We start from the raw sequence: 17810 nt of genomic DNA on the forward strand, positions 1-17810 counted from the left end.
CAACGCTTTAGCCTCCTTCAGATCCGCAGCCTGCTCACTGCTGCGGGCTCGCGAGCTTTGCTTTTCCCGCAGGAGTCGCAACACTCCCTTCTTCTAGGGTTTGAGCCAAATAATAACGTTTGCGTAAACAGTCTTCTCTGAAGCTAAACTTGTACACAATTTTGGCCTAAAGAGCTTCGTCACTTAGATGGAAGACATGACCTGCTGTCTAAAAAAGCTTCGGCCAAGATCAAAAGGCCGAAGCTCTCTATTTATTGTTGATGGTCTAACGTACGGCTTAAGAAAGCAGAATATTCAGATCTTCTCACTCGATTATTCGGCCCAAACGTCCCATCCGGGTAGCCCTCAATAATGCCAGCTCCCGTTAATGTATAAATCGCTTCACGAGCAAAATAATTTTCGCTTACGTCAGGAAATTCTCTACCTTCTCCACTCCTATAATTATAGGCGCGCGTGAACATGGCCGAAGTCTCGCCACGAGTGATCGATACGCCCGGCCGGAAACTTCCATCTTCATATCCGCTGATAAATCCCGCTCTGGCTGCCGCTGCAATTGCTTCTTCTGCAAAATGACCGTCCGGCACATCATTAAAATTATGACTGGCATCCGTAGAAGAAACCCCGGTGGCACGGACGAGGAGTATAGCTGCTTCCGCTCGGGTAATGCTTTGATTTGGCCTCATTGTCCCATCCGGATATCCATTAATAAAATTCCTATCATACAAATCAGCAATGTAAGCGTAATGCCAAGCTTCTGGGTCCATATCTGCAAAGGAAGCCAACATTGTTGGATCTGGAGGCACAGTAACAGTAACACTACGATACAAAGAGCTGTCAGCCCGGTGATTATTTTCATCTAATGGAATCAGTGTATACGTATAAGTCCCTTCAGAAGGTTCATCTTCATAGCTGGTTGTAGTGATGTCAACATGACTTAAAAAAGCATTGTTGCGCACAATTTCAAGAGAAGAAGTATCACCAGGTTCATCATAGCTCCAGCTTAATTGTACCGTTCCCTCCTCGGTCACTGTAGCTTCCAAATCAGACACCGGCTCTAACTCTTGAGGCCCTTCTACTGTAACGGTAGTAGAAACCGGATCTGAAGCACTGTTGTCGGCCCCTAACGCGGTAACCCTGTATGTGTGTTCACCAGCCCCCGGTTCATCAGTCATAATGTTCTCAGAGGTGGTGGTGATCTCATTTCCATTACGCTCAATTCGGTAACTGTCAGGTTCGGGTCCTTCGGATGGCGGATCCCACCTCAAAGTGACAACTTGGCTTTCACTTACTTCAGCGCTAAGGTTGAGTGGTGGCTGAGGTGTCATATCCGGTAGTGACAGATCAGAAGAGATGTAAGTGATACCGCGCCCGTGCTCTTCGTTTGGCGTTTCCCTCCCTAAATTCTGAGTGTTGGCAAATAGCAGCCGGCTCAATTCTTCATTTGTCGCCTCAGGTTCTGTTTGCTGTAAAAGAGCAAGATGCCCACTCACGTGTGGAGTTGCCATAGAAGTTCCACTTTCACGGCCATAGCTTCCATCGTTCGTCGTACTTAAAATATGCTGGCCCGGAGCAACTAAATCGAGAGCTGGGCCAGTTGCTGAAAATTCCGCTCGCTGGTCCCACCTATTGGTCGCACCTACCGCAATCACGTCATCATAGCGAGCTGGATACTCAATCCGGTCTTCCCCATTCCCACGATTTCCCGCAGCTGCAACAAGCACACTTCCTTCCTCATGGGCACGTTCTATTGCATCGGAAAGAACATTAGAATGCCGATCCCCGCCTACGCTTAAATTAATTACGTCAACTTCATTCTCTACAGCCCAATCAAGTCCTTGCACCAACCAAGAATGAAAACCGCTGCCATCTTGGTTTAGTACTTTTGCAGCGTAAAGGTCGACCTCTGGTGCCACTCCCACTGTCCCTTCATTGTTATTAAGGGCACTAATAATGCCTGCCACATGGGTGCCGTGTCCATTATCATCTTCAGCGTCTTCAGTCCCATCTACAAACGAAATACTGTCTGTCACATTAAGGTCAGGATGAGCATGCATGATACCGGTATCAATGACCGCGACACTGACGCCTTCTCCGGTTACTCCATTCTCCCAGGCAGCCGGAGCATTAATGCGTTCCATAGCCCAATCAATTGTTTCATTTGCTGCAGAAAGTTTTGTTTCGTCGCTTAAACTTTCCATATAAACTTCTTCCTCTTCTTCAGCAACTGGAGGAGGATCTAATTGTATTTTTTCGTTCTCTTCAATGTACTCTACTTCTTCTAACTCAGACAATGATTCTACTACTTCTTCACTAAGTTCCGCCAAAGCTGTCGGTAATAGGTTATATGTTTCGTTTACTTCTCCCCCTTTCTCTTCAATTAGTGTTTCGTCAACTTCCTCGGTGAAAGTAATAAAATAATCTTCCGTTTCTTCGGCATATACAGAATTCAGACCACTCCCAATCAAAAGAATGAAGGACCACGCACAAATAATTGTTAACTTTAAATGCTTTATGTTTTGAAAAGGTTGCCTGCAGCCGATAAAAAGATGTATTCGCATAATCCCCACCTTCTTTTAAATAGTCGATGGTTATAACCATCCTATAGATTGATAGAGTTCTATGCTCTTATTTACCCAATTCAATTCATTTCTAATACAAACTTTTTATATAAAACAAAAAGATTTTAAAAAGCAAAGCATCAATGGATTCCACTTTTAAAGACGTTTTTAAATGTTTTCTGCACAAGGAATTCCTTACCTCTAGGAGTTTGAGTTTTTACATACAGCCAGGGTAACTAACAAAACATGTGAAAAAAAGTTGGTATGAGGCGCGGCTTGGGCTACCACGGGGACGAGAATGAGTCCGTCTTCGCCTTTGATTTTCGTTTCGACGAGCAGGGCGATGACGTCTTTGTCCTGGTTGCCGATGTCGGTGAAAACTCTTGTTCCAGAAATGTAAGATGAGTGGTGTCGATGTGTTCGAAAACGGTGGGAAACGCAACGAGAAATTCAGTGAAAGAGGTGGTAAGAAGCTGTTTGAAAAGCATGTCATGCCCAGTGGGATCGTTCGGGGAATTTGACGTAGAGGTCGATCTCCTTTAGGGGGACGTGCTATAGGGAACGCGCGGTTATTCGTAGTATAGCGGAAACGTGATAGAAGGTCGAGAAGGATAATTTTAAAGAAACTTGGCAAAGCCAAACAGATGGCGCAGGCTGAGCCTTCGTTGCACGTATACCGTTTCCTTCAACGATTTATACATTCTTACGGTGTGAAAAAACTGACCCAGCTTTTACCAATAGGAGGGGTAGATATTTTTGCGCGGAAGAGTACAGCTTTGCGTGGGGAAGGGGGCATTGGCGCTTCTTGTTTGCACAGTGACGAGGGAGGAGTGCGGCGTCAAAATATTTTAAGGGGGGGCGACGCCTCGAGAGTGCGGCGCCGCTTTTACTTTCGCTACGCTCTCGCTTTGCCTCCAGCAGTCATTATTGCTCCGATTGCTCTATCACTTTTATAGTCTATTCTCCTTTTGTCCCGCTTCATCCAATACTATTAACTGAGGTCTTTCACTACCCTCTGAACCGCCCGGTGAATGCCTGTGTAGCCCGTACAGCGGCACAAGTTGCCGGCCAGGGCTTCTTCTACCTCTTCTTCACTCGGGTCTGGCCTCTCTTTCACCAATGCTTTCACTGCCATAATCATCCCCGGCGTACAATAGCCGCATTGAAAACCACCTTCCTGCAAAAAAGCCTCTTGGACAGGGTCTAGTTTGTCTAGCGTACCCACTCCTTCAATTGTGGTGATCTCACGGCCCTCTACTTGGTATGCTAAAGTTAAACATGAATTAATAAGCTCTCCGTCCATCCAAACCGAACAAGCCCCGCATCGTCCAATTTCACATGAGATCTTTGTGCCTGTTAATTGCAACTCTTCTCGCAAGATGGTGACCAACCGAGTCGTAGGAGTAGCATTAACTTTTTGCCATCTCCCGTTAACGGAAAAGGATAAGGTCCTTTCACCTGGTACACTGCCAGGCTCTTGTACCGTTACACTTTGCTTGTTGACAGCCATTTTGGCGCCCCTCCTTTGTTCGCCGATTCGATGATGGTCTCTCTAGATACTGGGAGCTTGGAAACCCAAACCCCACAAGCATCGTGAATGGCTTTCGTAATGGCTGGAGCTACAGCTACCGTTCCTATTTCTCCTACACCACGCGGCCCATAGGAATCGCCCTCTGCCAATGTTTCGACCGCTTCTACTTCAATAGAAGCTGGCATATCTCCAATTCCAGGAATAAGATAAGAATCAAAGTTTACCGTTTGATATTCTCCTTCTTCCATGACGGCATCTTCCATTAACGTATAACCAAGAGCCATGCCGCTGCCTCCCTCTATCTGGCCAAGATAACCAAGCCGGCTGACGACGGGACCTGCAGCTACTGCCTGATCAAGCGAAGTGACCTTAACCTGCCCGGTGAGCAAATTAACTTGTACGGCTGCTAATACACTACTAAACGTATATAAGAAGTGCCCACCATCTACAGGGTCCGGAGTGGTGGGAAACTCGAATTCGGTCGTTACGACAATGGGATCTTCGCCTGGCTCTTGTTGAGCAAGTTCTTTATACGAATAAATGTAGTGAGGGGCCCCTTCCTCCGCCCTAACATACACGCCATTTTTGGCAAGTAACATGGCATCTGTAGATTGACCTGTCCGTTTTGATACTCGCTCCAACAGTTGAAGGGTAAATGGCCCCTTCATTCGTTCAAGCGCGTGCCATACCATGCTCGTGCCTCGAGAAGCTGTGGTTGAACCCGTCTTTGGCACTACTTCTGTATCGCCTATAACCGTTTTGATATCCTCTTTCGCACAAGAAAATGTGTCAATCATCAGCGTTTCGATCACAGAGACAATGCCTTGTCCAACTTCTTCAAACCCAAAAGAGATTTCCAGTCTTCCATCTTCACTTAGAGCAAGTTGACCGCCAGCAGAGTCGAGGCGATTATAGCCTAGACCACCGCCATGCATGCAAATAGCAGTTCCAATGCCTGTTTTCACCCATGGCTCTTGTGGGGATGCCTGTTCCTTTTTTACTTCTGTCCGCATCTTTTCAACTTCTTCTACTACAAGTTCTGCCCCTGGATGAGGAGCAATTCGATGGCCTAATGGACCGGGATCAGTAGCAGCTCGCACATTTCTTCGCCTAAATTCCAGTGGATCAAGCGCAAGTTTTTTAGCTAAGCGGTCCATTTGTCCTTCAAGTGCAAATGTAATTTGGTTACCTCCGAAGCCGCGAAATTCACCAGCCACGCCATTGTTCGTAAATACGGACAGGCCATGGATTTTAAGATGAGGAATGATATAAAGACCGGCTGCATGTTCAACAGCAAAATCAAGAATGGCTGGCCCAAGCGTAGAATAAGCCCCTGTATCTGCTACAATTTCAACCTGGTGTGCAAGCAAATTACCGTCTTGGTCAGCTCCTGTTTTCATAGTAATTTTCATAGGGTGGCGTTTTAAGCCAGCTTTAACAGACTCTTCACGTGATTGGTGAATTTTGACCGGTCGTTTCGTTTTAAGCGCTAAAAGAGCAGCATAAGGCTGCACGTTCAGTTCATCTTTACCTCCAAACGATCCACCCATCGGACTAGAAACAACCCGGATGTTATCTTCATCCATATTTAACAAGCGTGCAAGTTGAAAACGATCTTTAAAGCCATGCTGTGTCCCCATATAAACGGTAATACCGCCGTCTGCTTCTGGCACGACCGTTCCGCCTTCAGTTTCCATGTACGCATGCATCTGGCGCGGCAATTGATAGGTCTCTTCCTCAATCACTGCTGCGGCTGCAAAGCCAGCTTCTATATCCCCGTTAGCATGCGTTCTTTCATGAAGCTGATTGCCTTTCTCATGCAAAAGAGGGGCACCTTCTTGTAGAGATTTTTCAGGTGTATCTAATACTGGAAGCTCTTCATACTCTACTTTAATCAACCTTAAAGCACGTTCAGCGATTTCTTTCGAATCAGCAGCTACCGCAGCTAGAGCATCACCGACCGAACGTACCCGGTCTTCGCAAAAAACAGGCTGGTCCGGCTCAATAATGCCATAGCCGTTCACACCAGGTACATCTTTTGCGGTTAGTACAGCATGAACCCCCGGCAAATTCTCCGCCTCTTTAGTACAAAGAGACAATACCTTCGCATGCGGGAAAGCGCTTCGCAGCACTTTCCCATATAATGTAGCGGAAAAAGAAAGGTCTGTTAAATACGATAGTTGACCTGTCACTTTCTCGACTCCATCTGGCCGAATGCTCGTCGTCTGAGCAGTTAGTGGTGACTTAGCTTCCATTCGTTTCACTCCTTGTAGTAACTAGCATTTTCCTGCGCACGCATCACTTCTGCAGTAAGAATATTGGCAAGTATTCGTTTGCGGTACTTAGCGGAGGAAAATGCATCAGTTCCAGGCTGATAACTTTTCATTACGACCTCATGTATGCCGGCTGCCGTCTCTTCGGTTAGAACTGCGCCCTGGAGCCAATTTTCTATAGTTTCGAGGTGACGAGGATATTCTTCACTGCTTCCAACCGTAAGAAGAGCCTTTATGATCTTGGCATCCTTACTGAGTTGAAAACGTCCTGCCACACTTAATTGCGAGGTAGTAAATGCTTCACGACGCCCTATTTTTTTATAAAAAGAGAACGTTTCTTCCTCGCCTGCATTTACGCTTGCTAGCGGGAGTAAAACATGGATTATTAAGCTATTCTCTGAAGGTTGATTGATATATTCGTGAAGAGGAATATTTTTCTGTCCAGTGTCGTCCAGGACAGAAACAGAGGCATCATAAGCCAGCAGAAGAGGCACCAGATCGCCGCTACCAAATGATAGATTGCCTCCAATTGTGCCCCGGTTGCGCACGGCCGGTGCAGCTACTTGCTTAATCGCCTGGACCAGCAGAGGAAACATGCTTATAATCAGTGGATCTCTCAAACAAGTGTTTAAGCTCGTTTGCGCCCCAACCTGCAAAAAAGGGGACTCTGCTTCTTCTTCTAGAGAGATACCTTGAAGTTCTGGGAGCAAAGCAAGACTAATAAGGTTAGGCGGGAAAGGGATACCTTTTTCTCGTTGAAGTTGGAGGTAAGTGCCGCCAGCAATATACATTGCTTGATCTTTGTATTCGAGCTTTTTGTGGAGAGCTTCTTCTACACTCTTCACCTGCCAAACTACTGTCCTCTCAGCTACATGCTGGCTTTGTACCATGCTCATCTCCCCTTATGGCCTAATCTTCTCATAATCGCTCTTTGTATCAACATCAATAAATTCAGCTTTCTGCTCACCTTCTACTTTTTTTCCGTGATAAAAACTACGTTCTCTTAATAACACCCGTGCTCCCTGGTCGCCCTCTAATTTTTTGAGACTCATAAACAACGGTTGAGCTAAAAGCATGGGCGGCTGCATCCGATTTTTATAGCTTGAAGCCACATAATCGAGCGGTTGGATGCCAGCCACGCTCTGGGCCCACATGTTTACAAGGGTGTTGATCCGATCTGAGGTAATAAAGGGCTGATCTCCTAATAACACCACTACCGCATCAGCGTTCATTTGTTCCGCTTCGATAATTCCGGTGCGGAGCGAATACGCTTGGCCTGAGCCAGAGCGAGAAGAGCGCACGCATGACCACGACGAATCCGGGTACTTTATCTGGCTGACTGATTCATCCAGCCAGGAAAGATTATCGTCTTCTTTAGCGACAATGATAATGTGATGTAATTGCGAGCGAAGGGCAGTTTTTAAGGCATGGCTCCCTATGGTGGAGTTTCCTAACGGCAAGGCCAGTTTATTTTCACCCATTCGCTGGCTTTTCCCCGCGGCTAAATAGATGCCGACCACCTTTCTCCCTATCAAGAAGCCACCACCTCTGCAGTTGTTTTATTGCTAGCAGTTGACTCAATTAATTGACCGACGATGCTAATGGCAATTTGTTCCGGTCCTTCTGCTCCGATATCCAGGCCGGCCGGCGTTTTCAAATGAGACGGAAATTCATCTGTGCCGAGGAGCCGGGCTGTTCGATCCCGCGAGCCAAGCACTGCTAAATAATAGAGTGGTTCATCAACGAGAAACATGAGAAGTTCCTGGTCTTTCATAAAATGATGAGTAAGCACTACACAAGCCTCAGTTTCACTAAAAGATAATTGTTCTCGTATTTCCTCAGGAAACCCTATTACGAGCTGGTCGGCTTCAGGAAAATGCTCTTTAGTACACAAAGCAGGCCGCCAGTCAGCCACAGTAACTGAAAATCCGGCTTTAGCTGCAAATGATACGAGCGGCCTGGCATCAGGACCTGCACCAAACACTGTTAGTTTCGGTTTTGGCCGGAAACAGTGTATATATAATGGGGCTGTTGAACCGTATTGCTGATGAAGACCACTTCTTATCTCCGTTATTTTGCATTCCAGCTGTCTGTCTGGCAGGCTTCCTTGCCAGCGCCCAAACGCCTCTCCTTCCAGCGTGGAAAACCAGCATGATATACCAGGGTCGGCTTCCGTCATTTTCTTGCTCATCAGCACAGGTTGATTTCGATCAAGATAGCTTTTCAACGTTAAGAGGTAGTGGCGATAAGCAGCGTCAATCGGCTCTACTAACACTTGCACTTCTCCATTACAGCCGGCTCCAGCCCCCCAAGCAAGGTCATGCTCTTCTTTCATATCGAAGGTTACTAGGCATGGTCCGTTGTTTATTACGTCCTCCGTGCGAGCAACCACGTCCTCTTCTAAACAACCAGCACTTAAGAGACCTACCGTAGAACCATCTTGTTTAATCAGCATGGCCGTTCCTTCTTTGCGGTAAGCAGAACCTTCCACGTGAACAATCGTGGCAAGGGCTGCTTTCTCTTTTGTTTTAGCCAGTTCTTCTAAAATTTCATGAATGCTCTCCATGGGTGGACCCCTCCCCAAAAAATGTGATTGTTAGGCAACCATATCCTTGAAGTTGTATTCATCTTGTCAATAAAACGAACTACACGTAATGTTTATATTTACACTGACCTCCTAACCTTAATAGGTCATACTAGCCATCGTGGAAAGTAACCGCTTCATGGAACGATCTGCGTTGGCTAAAACTTCTGTTTCATTCATTGTTTTAAGCTCACGATTTTCCATAATAATTTCACCATTAATAATGGTGGTTTCGACGTCTTGAGCTGTCGCTGAATAGACAATGCTAGAAATCGGATCCACCCCGGCTCTCGGGGACGTGTGCAGTTTGTTTAAATCCAACAGTGCCAAATCCGCCTTCTTCCCTTCTTCAATACTGCCAATCTCCTCTTCCATGCCGATTGCGCGGGCGCCTTCAATCGTCGCCATTTTCAGCACTTCTTCTGCTGGCATGGCAGCTGGCCCGTGTGTCGGCTTTGGTAGAAGTGCTGCTAATTTCATTTCTTGAAACATATTAAGCGCATTGTTACAGGGGGCCCCGTCAGCACCAAGACTGATATGCGTCCCTTGATGGCTCATCCCGCACACATCTGCTACGCCAGAAGCTAATTTCAAGTTTGAACCAGGGCAATGAGACATCTTTACTTTGCGGTCGCGAATAATTTGTTTTTCCCGATCACTCAACCAAATGCAGTGCGCAAGGATCAACTTTTCATGTGCTAAGCCTAAATGATCAAGATACTCCACATTGCGCATGCCCCGCTCTTCCTCGACGATTTGAATTTCGCCAAGATTTTCCGAAGCGTGGGTATGGATGTACACATCATAATATTTAGCGAGGTCACGAACTTCTGTTAATAATTCTTCAGTACAAGATACGACAAAACGGGGAGCATAAGCGTATTGAAGCCGCCCACCGTCATAGCCGTGCCACTTTTCTAAAAGCCTGGTACTTTCTGCAATAGAAGTTTGGGTATCTTCTAGCAACGCAGGTGGGAGTTCATTGCCAACGTCCATCATGACTTTTCCTGATAAAGCGCGCATGCCTGATTGAGCCAGAGCCTCAAAGGCTGCATCGGTGTGGTTCACTGTTTCCATATCCACCACAGTGGTTGTGCCGCCTTGAATTAACTCGCCTAACCCGAGCATGGCTGAATCATAGAGCGAGGTTTCATCATGTGAAGCTTCAAGCGGCCAAATTTTCTGTTGCAGCCAATCCATCAGCTCCATATCATCAGCCTGACCTCGAAAAATGGATTGGCATAAATGAACATGTGTCTGCACAAAGCCTGGAAGAAGCGTCTTCCCTTTAGCATGAATTACTTTGGTGCCAGCTTCCTCCACCTTGTCAAGCTCTTGACCCACCTGAGTAATTCGGTCATCTTCTATTAATACATCTCCTGAAAAAATATCCATTTGTTCATTCATCGTTAGTATTTGGGTCTCTTTAATGAGTAAACGTGTCATCATGCTCTTCCTTTCTAAAACATTGAAGTAACTCTATAAAGTTGTTTAAAAGAGTTTGAACTTTCTGATTTATCGGATAGAAAAAAACCGAAGAAATGCATCGTCCACGGATAACGATCATTTCTCCGGTTTCTTGATTCTTCCGCCCAGCAAAAGAACAGCTACCGAACATAAAAGGGAGCATGCATTAAACAAGGAAAGGGTTACGAAGGTATGTCACTTCATTACTATCCACGCTCAACACATGGCGAATTATAAACTATGAAAGAAAGATAAATTCAGAAAACCTCCCGATAAACAGCAGGTTCTCTTAAGTTATTTATAAGTTTAATAAAAAATTCAGGAATTGTCATTAATGATGTGAGCTTTTTTAACATATTTTTTCAATGACCCTTCTACTGCCTTACCTAGTGGCTTTGTCAAGATAAATAACCGCTGCTGCATCTTCTGAGGCGGGGTCAAAGTCTTTTAAAATGGTACGTATCGGCAAGTTTAGTTCTTTTTCCAAGCTATTTTGCAAACGGGCTTTAAACTCTTGAATTAACGTCGCATCAACAGTACGAGTTAAATCTTTATGATTGTCATCTAAGGCTTCTAATGCGGGCACCCGTTTATGAAGCCCGAATATTAGAATTTTATCATCCATGAGCTCCACTTTCTGTGCCCGAACACCTGTCCCATACATCTTCTGATTCACTTGGTTATAGATCTGAGCCACTTTTTGCCGAATCACTTTCTCATCTAGGTGGTGTGGACTTGGCATACCTTTGCCTCCTCTTAACAGGCCTTCGTTTCCTTTCATTATAATAAACATATAAAGCTAGGTGGTTTCTAACGGAAGATAATCTATCAACGAAACCGTTCAAAGGCTGCTTTAGTTGGCTCATATGTCTTATAGCGATCTGATAGCACCGCTTCTCCTAGTATTGTTCCGAAAATCAATAATGAAGCTTCTAGTTATATTCGCGAAGTGTTTAACAAAAGAAGAAAAGAAAAAAAGCTAGGAATCGATGTGAATTTTTTATTAGATAGGCACGCTGACCACCCAGAAACAGATGTTTTATCTAATACTATGGTTGACTATCACTTCCTCCTTAGCTTTTCAAAATTTGTGCAAGTATATATGAGAATCAATTCATAATGACGTTTTATGAGTAATAAAACGAATATTATCTATTTGTTTTTTATTTAGTATACGGAATTTAAAAAGTGACTGAAACGTAAGACGGCGACTCCCAGAGGATAAAGCGCAGTCTGAAGATCCACTTTTTCGAGGGTAAAGCCCATCGAAAAAGGTAGCTGAAGACAAGCCCTCGGGAAAGCGTCCGTCTGAAGTGAAGGTCATATTCATTATTCGGATTTGAGTATCTTATTTTGAATGATGAAATTGATTCATGAATATAGAAAAATAAAAATGAGTAAAAAAGGTCCTTACCGTAATTACAGAAAGGACCTTTTTCCTTGGAATTTTAGACAAGCTTTCTATCCCAAAATCGATGCTTGCTGACTGCATCAGTAAACCGATCGACAAAATCGTCCACAGTAGCATCAGTAACAACACCTGGTTGTCCTGACAGATTTTCTGCATCCAATTGATTTTTCCCTTCGTGGGTTGCGCCAATTGGTTTGAAATGGGAAAAGGTTTCATTTAGAAAATACGCAGTATTCGCGTCAAATTGTTGAGTCTTATGGCTTCCTCCCGCTGTATAAACTGCGTCAAATAGAACTGGGTCGGCGGTAGCAAAGGTATGATCTGCTTCCACTTCCACATCATCGGCACCTTTTACCGCGCCTTGTTTTTCGCTGACTACCTCAACGTACATTCCTTTAGTTTCAAGTTCTTCAAGAACACGTTTTACTTCGTTCCCGTTAAATCCTTCTGCTAAAAGCACGGCAACCTTTCTTGTTTCAGGCGTGAACACCGTGTTTTCCGTACTTAAGGCAGGGGAAGATTTTTTAACATTGGACCCGCCTTCTTGCGGTGGTTCTACACCAACCTTATCGGCAATTTCTTGTGCTAACTTTAAGTTAACATTGGCAAACATATCAACGGTTTGCTGCCTGATATCTTTACTTTTAACTTTTCCCAGTTCAAAACAAAAGGCGGAAGTAATATGCTCTTTTTCCGGAGCCGTCATGCTGTTCCAAAAGAGGGTCGCCTGAGAGAAATGATCCTTGAAACTTTCACTTCTTGCTCTAATTTTGCGCCCTTCCACTTTTTCTTGATAATGCTCATAGCCGCCTTCTTGCGGTGGGACCGTCCTTGGCGTGTTATTTGCCAACGAGTTTTTATGGTAATTTACCTGTCCGGTATTAATGGTCTGCCTCCCGTACCCGTCTCGTTGGTTGTTGTGAAACGGACAGACCGGCCTATTAATGGGCAGCTCGTGAAAATTCGGCCCTCCGAGTCTAATCAGCTGGGTATCCGTATAAGAGAAAAGCCTGCCTTGCAATAATGGGTCGTTCGAAAAGTCAATGCCTGGCACCACATGACCTGGGTGAAAAGCTGCTTGCTCTGTTTCTGCAAAAACATTATCCACGTTTCGGTTTAATGTCATTTTGCCGATGATTTTTACAGGAACGTCTTCTTCCGGCCAAATTTTTGTCGGATCAAGAATATCAAAATCAAATTTGAATTCATCTTCTTCCGGAATAATTTGTACCCCAAATTCAAATTCCGGGTAATCCCCATTTTCGATGGTTTCATATAAATCGGCGCGATGAAAATCCGGATTTTTTCCATTTATCTTCTGGGCCTCGTCCCAGACAGCGGAATGAACCCCAAGCTTAGGTTTCCAGTGGAATTTTACAAAATGGGATTGACCGGCTTCGTTTACAAATCGAAACGTATGTACACCAAAGCCTTCCATCATGCGAAAGCTCCTTGGTAGAGCTCTGTTTGACATTTTCCACATGATCATATGGGCGGACTCCTGATTGTTTGCTATAAAATCCCAAAATGTATCATGGGCCGAGGCAGCTTGTGGTATTTCATTATGAGGCTCCGGCTTTACGGCATGGACCAAATCAGGAAACTTCATGGCATCCTGAATAAAAAAGACAGGCATATTATTTCCAACTAAGTCAAAATTCCCTTCTTCTGTATAAAATTTTGTTGCAATTCCACGTACGTCTCGGGCCAATTCCGGAGAACCTTTAGAACCCTGGACCGTAGAAAACCGCACAAAGACAGGGGTTTTTGAACCAGGCTCCTGAAGAAATTTTGCCTTTGTAACATCTTCCATGGATTCATATAATTCGAACTCCCCATGTGCAGCAAAACCTCTTGCATGGACAACACGTTCCGGTATCCGTTCATGATCAAAATGAGTCATCTTTTCACGAAAATGAAAGTCTTCCATTAACGTAGGACCTCGTTCGCCCGCCTTTAAGGAAAATTCATCTTCGGAAACTTTAACCCCCTGGTTTGTTGTCATGTCTTTCCCTTTGTCGTCGACACGATGGTTCTCCAGTTGTTCCTGTTTTGAGTTACTGTTCACGTTCCGGCTTTCGCTCATATGTAAGCTCCTCCTTGAAAATATAGTTAGCTGTCTATTCCCGGGTTACTTATTATGTAAACTTGTGAAGGAGTCTTTCTAAACGATTGCAACATGATTATCTATGTTCAACATGTGTTCCTATAAACTTGGTCCTCACTGGCACAGCCACAGCCACAAGGGCGGCACTGACTTGTTCTTCACTTCGTTTATCCTCGCCGTTACTCCTTTACCGCGGCCACGCTTCACTCCCCTGGAGCCGTATCCGCTTATAGCGGGGTCGTAAGCTTCCCGTCTAGCTTCTCTATAAAAAAAGCCAGTGGTCGGAACTCCACTGGCTCTGCCTGTTATTCATTTTCTATCGATGGTTTGGCTCGTGCCGCACATTACCCACTTGCCACGGCTGACTTCACTGTGCAACAAATCAGCGTGACTGCGCAAGACTCACACGTGACTGCGCACTTTTAACCCGTCACTGTGCAACCGCGCTCCGTCACTCTGCAAACAAAGCCAGCCACTGTGCAAGTCGAACCGGCCACTGCGCAAATCGAGGCGCTCACTCTCCCGTGCTCTCCGCGTCCGCAACATCATGCGCTGCTCATGAACACAGCCTGCCTGCGTTACATTTTCAGCGCAATTTTTCCCATCTGCTTCCCTTCATCCATGCGCTTAAATGCAGCTTCGTACTCCTCTAATGAAAACACCTCGTCCATGACCGGCTTGATATCGTGTTTTTCAATAAACTGGAGCATTTCTTCGTATTCATCGCGGCTGCCCATGGTAGTACCAAGAAAATTGTACTGGCCGTAAAAGAATTCGCGCAGGTTGATTTCAACCACATCCCCGGCCGAAGCGCCAAAGGTTACAATCGTTCCGCCCTTCTTTACTTGATTCAGGGACTTCTGAAACGTGGCCGCGCCCACTGATTCAATCACCACGTCTGCTTTTTCGCTGCCGAGTTCTGCATTCCAATCTGCTTCGCTGTCAACCGCCACATCGGCTCCTAGTTCAACCGCACGCTTTCTCTTTTCTTCCGAACGGGAGGTCATGATGACGCGCGCGCCTGCCGCATTCGCAAATTGTAGCAAAAAGGTAGCGACCCCGCTGCCGGCGCCAGGGACCAATACGTTGTCGCCCTCGCTCACCAATCCTCTTGTGAACAACGCCCGATACGCCGTCAACGCTCCGAGCGAGAGGACACCTGCTTCCTCCCAGGTTAAATGCTTCGGTTTCGCTGAGACTTGCGCTTCAGGAAGAATAATGTATTCCGCGAAGGTGCCGTCGGTCGGAAAGCCTAACACTTCAAACTCTTCCGGGGGAGCCGCACTTTTTTCAAACCAGTTCAGGCTCGGGTTGACGATCACTTCCTCGCCTTCCGCCACGCGCGCGACTCCGCTTCCGACTGCATCCACCACGCCGGCTCCGTCTGAACCGAGCACGACGGCGGGGTCGTTAGCCTTATGCCGGTTTAACACAAACAAATCGCGATGATTGAGTCCCGCGGTTTTCAACTGGATGCGTACTTCTCCTTCTCCCGGCTCCGGCTTCTCTACGGCCCGGAGGCCGAGCCCGTCCCAGCCTTCTTTTTCCGCATGCGTTACTGCTTTCATGTCATCTCTCTCCTTTTCCCTCAATATATTCTCTTTGAACGTCTTCAGGCACAATGCTTCCGCCTGTCGACCAGACGAGGTGTGTCACCTGGTCCGCCGACACGCCCACCTTTTCAAAAAAGCCGCTCGCTTCCACGTCCCACGGCCCGCGCACGCCAGCAAGGGCCGACGGTTCCAAAAACAGACCTTCCGTTTCGTACATCGTCACCAAATCCCGCTTCAACCGCTCATCGGTGACTGTGAAAAAGCCGGCGAGCTGATCTTTCAACAAGTCCGACACTAACGGCGATACCCGGCCGACCGCAAGGCCATCCGCTTCCGTCACATTGCTCAAGCCCACATCCTGCACAGAAGTCCCAGCAAACTCACCCGTCAGCCAGCCGAGCATCGCAGCCGGCGCCTGCACCGGTTCGGCGAAAAACACATGCACCGCATCCCCGTAAATGTGCTTTAAGCCATACGCCACACCGCCCGGACCGCCGCCCACACCACATGGCAGATACACACAAAGCGGATGGTCGCTATCCACCGTCACACCCTCTGTTTTCAGCTGCGCCTCCACTTCACGCGCCGCCACCGCATAACCATTAAACAACGAAGCCGAAGCCTCATCGTCAACAAAATGACAATTCGGGCTCACCTGGCACTCTTTTCTCCCCGCTGCCACTGCCGCGCCGTAATCCGACTCATACTCAAACACCTGCACGCCGTGACTTCGCAGCTTCTCCTTCTTCCACGCCTTCGCATCCGCCGACATATGAACCTTCACCTGAAAACCAAGCGCCGAACCGAGCAAACCAATGCTAAGCCCGAGATTCCCGGTTGAACCCACCGCCAGTTCAAATTGATCCAGCTCACCGCCTTTCCCCTCAGCTTCGAGCCGCTCCGCCACTTCCATCACCTCATGAAAGCCGCCGCGTGCCTTAATCGAACCAGCCACCGGCAAAGCATAATCCTCTTTTAGTAAAAAACGACCAGCCAGCAGACGGCCAGACGCTGCTTCCTGCCTTTCCACAAACGAAGGCAGCGTGCGAACAGACGATTGAATCTGCCCATTCGTGCCCGGGAACGCTTCTTTTAAGAACGATTCAAAGCGCTTAAAACGAGCAGCGGCCGAGTCAATCGTGAGCGGTGAAACCTCCTTCGTTTCTTTAAGCGGCGCCTGCGCCTCGTAGCCCAGATTGAACCAGAACTGCTCTTTGGCAGCGAGCAACATTTTATATGCCTGCGTTTCCTCCCCCATGAGCTTTCATCCTCTCTATTATGTAACTCTTCATTTATTTCGCCTTTTTATTTATTGTACTTGCTGCCTGCAATCATTTAAATAAAGAGGCACGGCCTGCCTAAATGAAAGAAAGCCCGCATGGTGCTTCATCCATGCGGGACTCTTATGCTTTCACGTTTACTTAATCACTTCTACCGGACCGTGGTCGTCAATATGGTCACCGTGCACGTGATGAAGGCGACCATCAACGAGATAGTCATAATGATCACCGTGTGGAACCAGCTCGTGGCCGCAGTCTTCGTTATGATTGCACGCCGCTTCAACCGGTGCGCAATTGTCAGGGTTGTCATCACTCACTTCAATTTTACACTCATCCCAATGATCCTCGTGTTTATGGTGGAGATGACTGTCATGCAGATAATCAATATGGTCGCCGTGCTTAATCTTTGTGTGGCCGCACGCCATGCTGTGTTCATGCGTGTGGTCTTCGTGAGTATGATGTGCCATTTGTACGATCACTCCTTTTTTCTAAAAATCGTTCTCCTTTGCTTCTGCTGCAGGCGGAGGCTTTCAGCAACAAATACCCGATGCTCCATTAGTTTTTCTACATCGTTTGCATGCTTCGAGCTACAGCTACTGCTTTTAAAACAACCATTACATCAACCGATACGTTATGTAACTTTTCCCACTCATCTACTCTACATAACTTCGATTTCTTTTCTAAACGGGCTATATCCTATATAATTCTCTACTCCGACCACAATTTCCTGCAAAAACAGCATGTGCTTAGACTTCTGCTAAACACATGCCGGCTGTACTAATAAAACGGGCGCGTACTCTCACCGTTCTTTCTTACCAGTTATTTTTGAACTCACTTTTTTTGTTTTGCCACTTGCTTTCTGTCTTCTTTTTCTTACCCTCTCGTTCCATATCTTTATCTTCTATTGCGTTTCCGACCTGTTCTTTAGTCTCGCCTTTTGCTTTGTTCACTTTACTTTTTACTTTGTCGCTCCATTCTTTATTTTCAGCCATTTTTTCACCTCACAAAAAGAATTTGTGAATTCTAATTACCACTCGAATGCTTGT

13 protein-coding genes are annotated in these 17810 nt (G+C 46.3%); all 13 read right to left on the reverse strand.

Annotated elements, in window-relative coordinates; translation table 11 throughout:
* Window positions 1-251 precede the first annotated feature (251 nt).
* The 13 genes from D469_RS21025 to D469_RS0107745 all read right to left on the reverse strand — a co-directional run bounded on the left by D469_RS21025 (window position 252) and on the right by D469_RS0107745 (window position 17756).
* Window positions 252-2558 carry a S8 family serine peptidase gene (locus tag D469_RS21025; protein ID WP_018922805.1) on the reverse strand — a complete coding sequence of 769 codons (2307 nt, stop codon included), beginning with the start codon at window positions 2556-2558 and terminating at the stop codon, window positions 252-254.
* A 991-nt stretch (window positions 2559-3549) separates the two neighbouring features.
* Entirely contained in the window at window positions 3550-4068 is a 519-nt protein-coding gene (locus D469_RS0107690; RefSeq protein ID WP_018922807.1) for a (2Fe-2S)-binding protein, read from the reverse strand.
* A complete protein-coding gene (pucD, locus tag D469_RS0107695; protein ID WP_018922808.1) occupies window positions 4044-6344 on the reverse strand; it encodes a xanthine dehydrogenase subunit D in 2301 nt (766 codons plus the stop codon). The genes D469_RS0107690 and pucD overlap by 25 nt, the downstream gene beginning before the upstream one ends.
* A gap of 5 nt (window positions 6345-6349) precedes the next feature.
* Window positions 6350-7252 carry an FAD binding domain-containing protein gene (locus D469_RS0107700; protein WP_018922809.1) on the reverse strand — a complete coding sequence of 301 codons (903 nt, stop codon included), beginning with the start codon at window positions 7250-7252 and terminating at the stop codon, window positions 6350-6352.
* Window positions 7253-7264: 12 nt separating this feature from the next.
* Window positions 7265-7897 carry a nucleotidyltransferase family protein gene (locus tag D469_RS0107705; protein WP_018922810.1) on the reverse strand — a complete coding sequence of 211 codons (633 nt, stop codon included), beginning with the start codon at window positions 7895-7897 and terminating at the stop codon, window positions 7265-7267.
* Complete coding sequence (locus tag D469_RS0107710; protein WP_018922811.1) at window positions 7894-8928, reverse strand: XdhC family protein; 1035 nt, start codon at window positions 8926-8928, stop codon at window positions 7894-7896. Before D469_RS0107710 ends, D469_RS0107705 begins: the two co-directional genes overlap by 4 nt.
* 117 nt (window positions 8929-9045) lie before the next feature.
* Window positions 9046-10392 (reverse strand): 5'-deoxyadenosine deaminase, encoded by a 1347-nt coding sequence (locus D469_RS0107715; RefSeq protein WP_018922812.1) that lies wholly within the window; start codon window positions 10390-10392, stop codon window positions 9046-9048.
* A 403-nt stretch (window positions 10393-10795) separates the two neighbouring features.
* Window positions 10796-11155: a Na-translocating system protein MpsC family protein gene (locus tag D469_RS0107720; protein ID WP_018922813.1), complete on the reverse strand. Its 360-nt coding sequence runs from the start codon at window positions 11153-11155 to the stop codon at window positions 10796-10798.
* A gap of 706 nt (window positions 11156-11861) precedes the next feature.
* A complete protein-coding gene (locus tag D469_RS0107725; protein ID WP_018922814.1) occupies window positions 11862-13910 on the reverse strand; it encodes a catalase in 2049 nt (682 codons plus the stop codon).
* 599 nt (window positions 13911-14509) lie between these two features.
* Window positions 14510-15499 carry a zinc-binding dehydrogenase gene (locus tag D469_RS0107730; protein ID WP_018922815.1) on the reverse strand — a complete coding sequence of 330 codons (990 nt, stop codon included), beginning with the start codon at window positions 15497-15499 and terminating at the stop codon, window positions 14510-14512.
* Between the two features lies 1 nt (window position 15500).
* Window positions 15501-16742, reverse strand: coding sequence for a D-serine ammonia-lyase (locus tag D469_RS0107735; protein ID WP_018922816.1), 1242 nt, complete (start codon window positions 16740-16742; stop codon window positions 15501-15503).
* A gap of 159 nt (window positions 16743-16901) precedes the next feature.
* Complete coding sequence (locus D469_RS0107740; protein ID WP_018922817.1) at window positions 16902-17231, reverse strand: hypothetical protein; 330 nt, start codon at window positions 17229-17231, stop codon at window positions 16902-16904.
* 345 nt (window positions 17232-17576) lie between these two features.
* Window positions 17577-17756, reverse strand: coding sequence for a CsbD family protein (locus D469_RS0107745; protein WP_018922818.1), 180 nt, complete (start codon window positions 17754-17756; stop codon window positions 17577-17579).
* Between the last annotated feature and the right edge of the window lie 54 nt (window positions 17757-17810).

Source organism: Salsuginibacillus kocurii DSM 18087 (assembly GCF_000377705.1).
GTDB classification, from domain to species: domain Bacteria; phylum Bacillota; class Bacilli; order Bacillales; family Marinococcaceae; genus Salsuginibacillus; species Salsuginibacillus kocurii.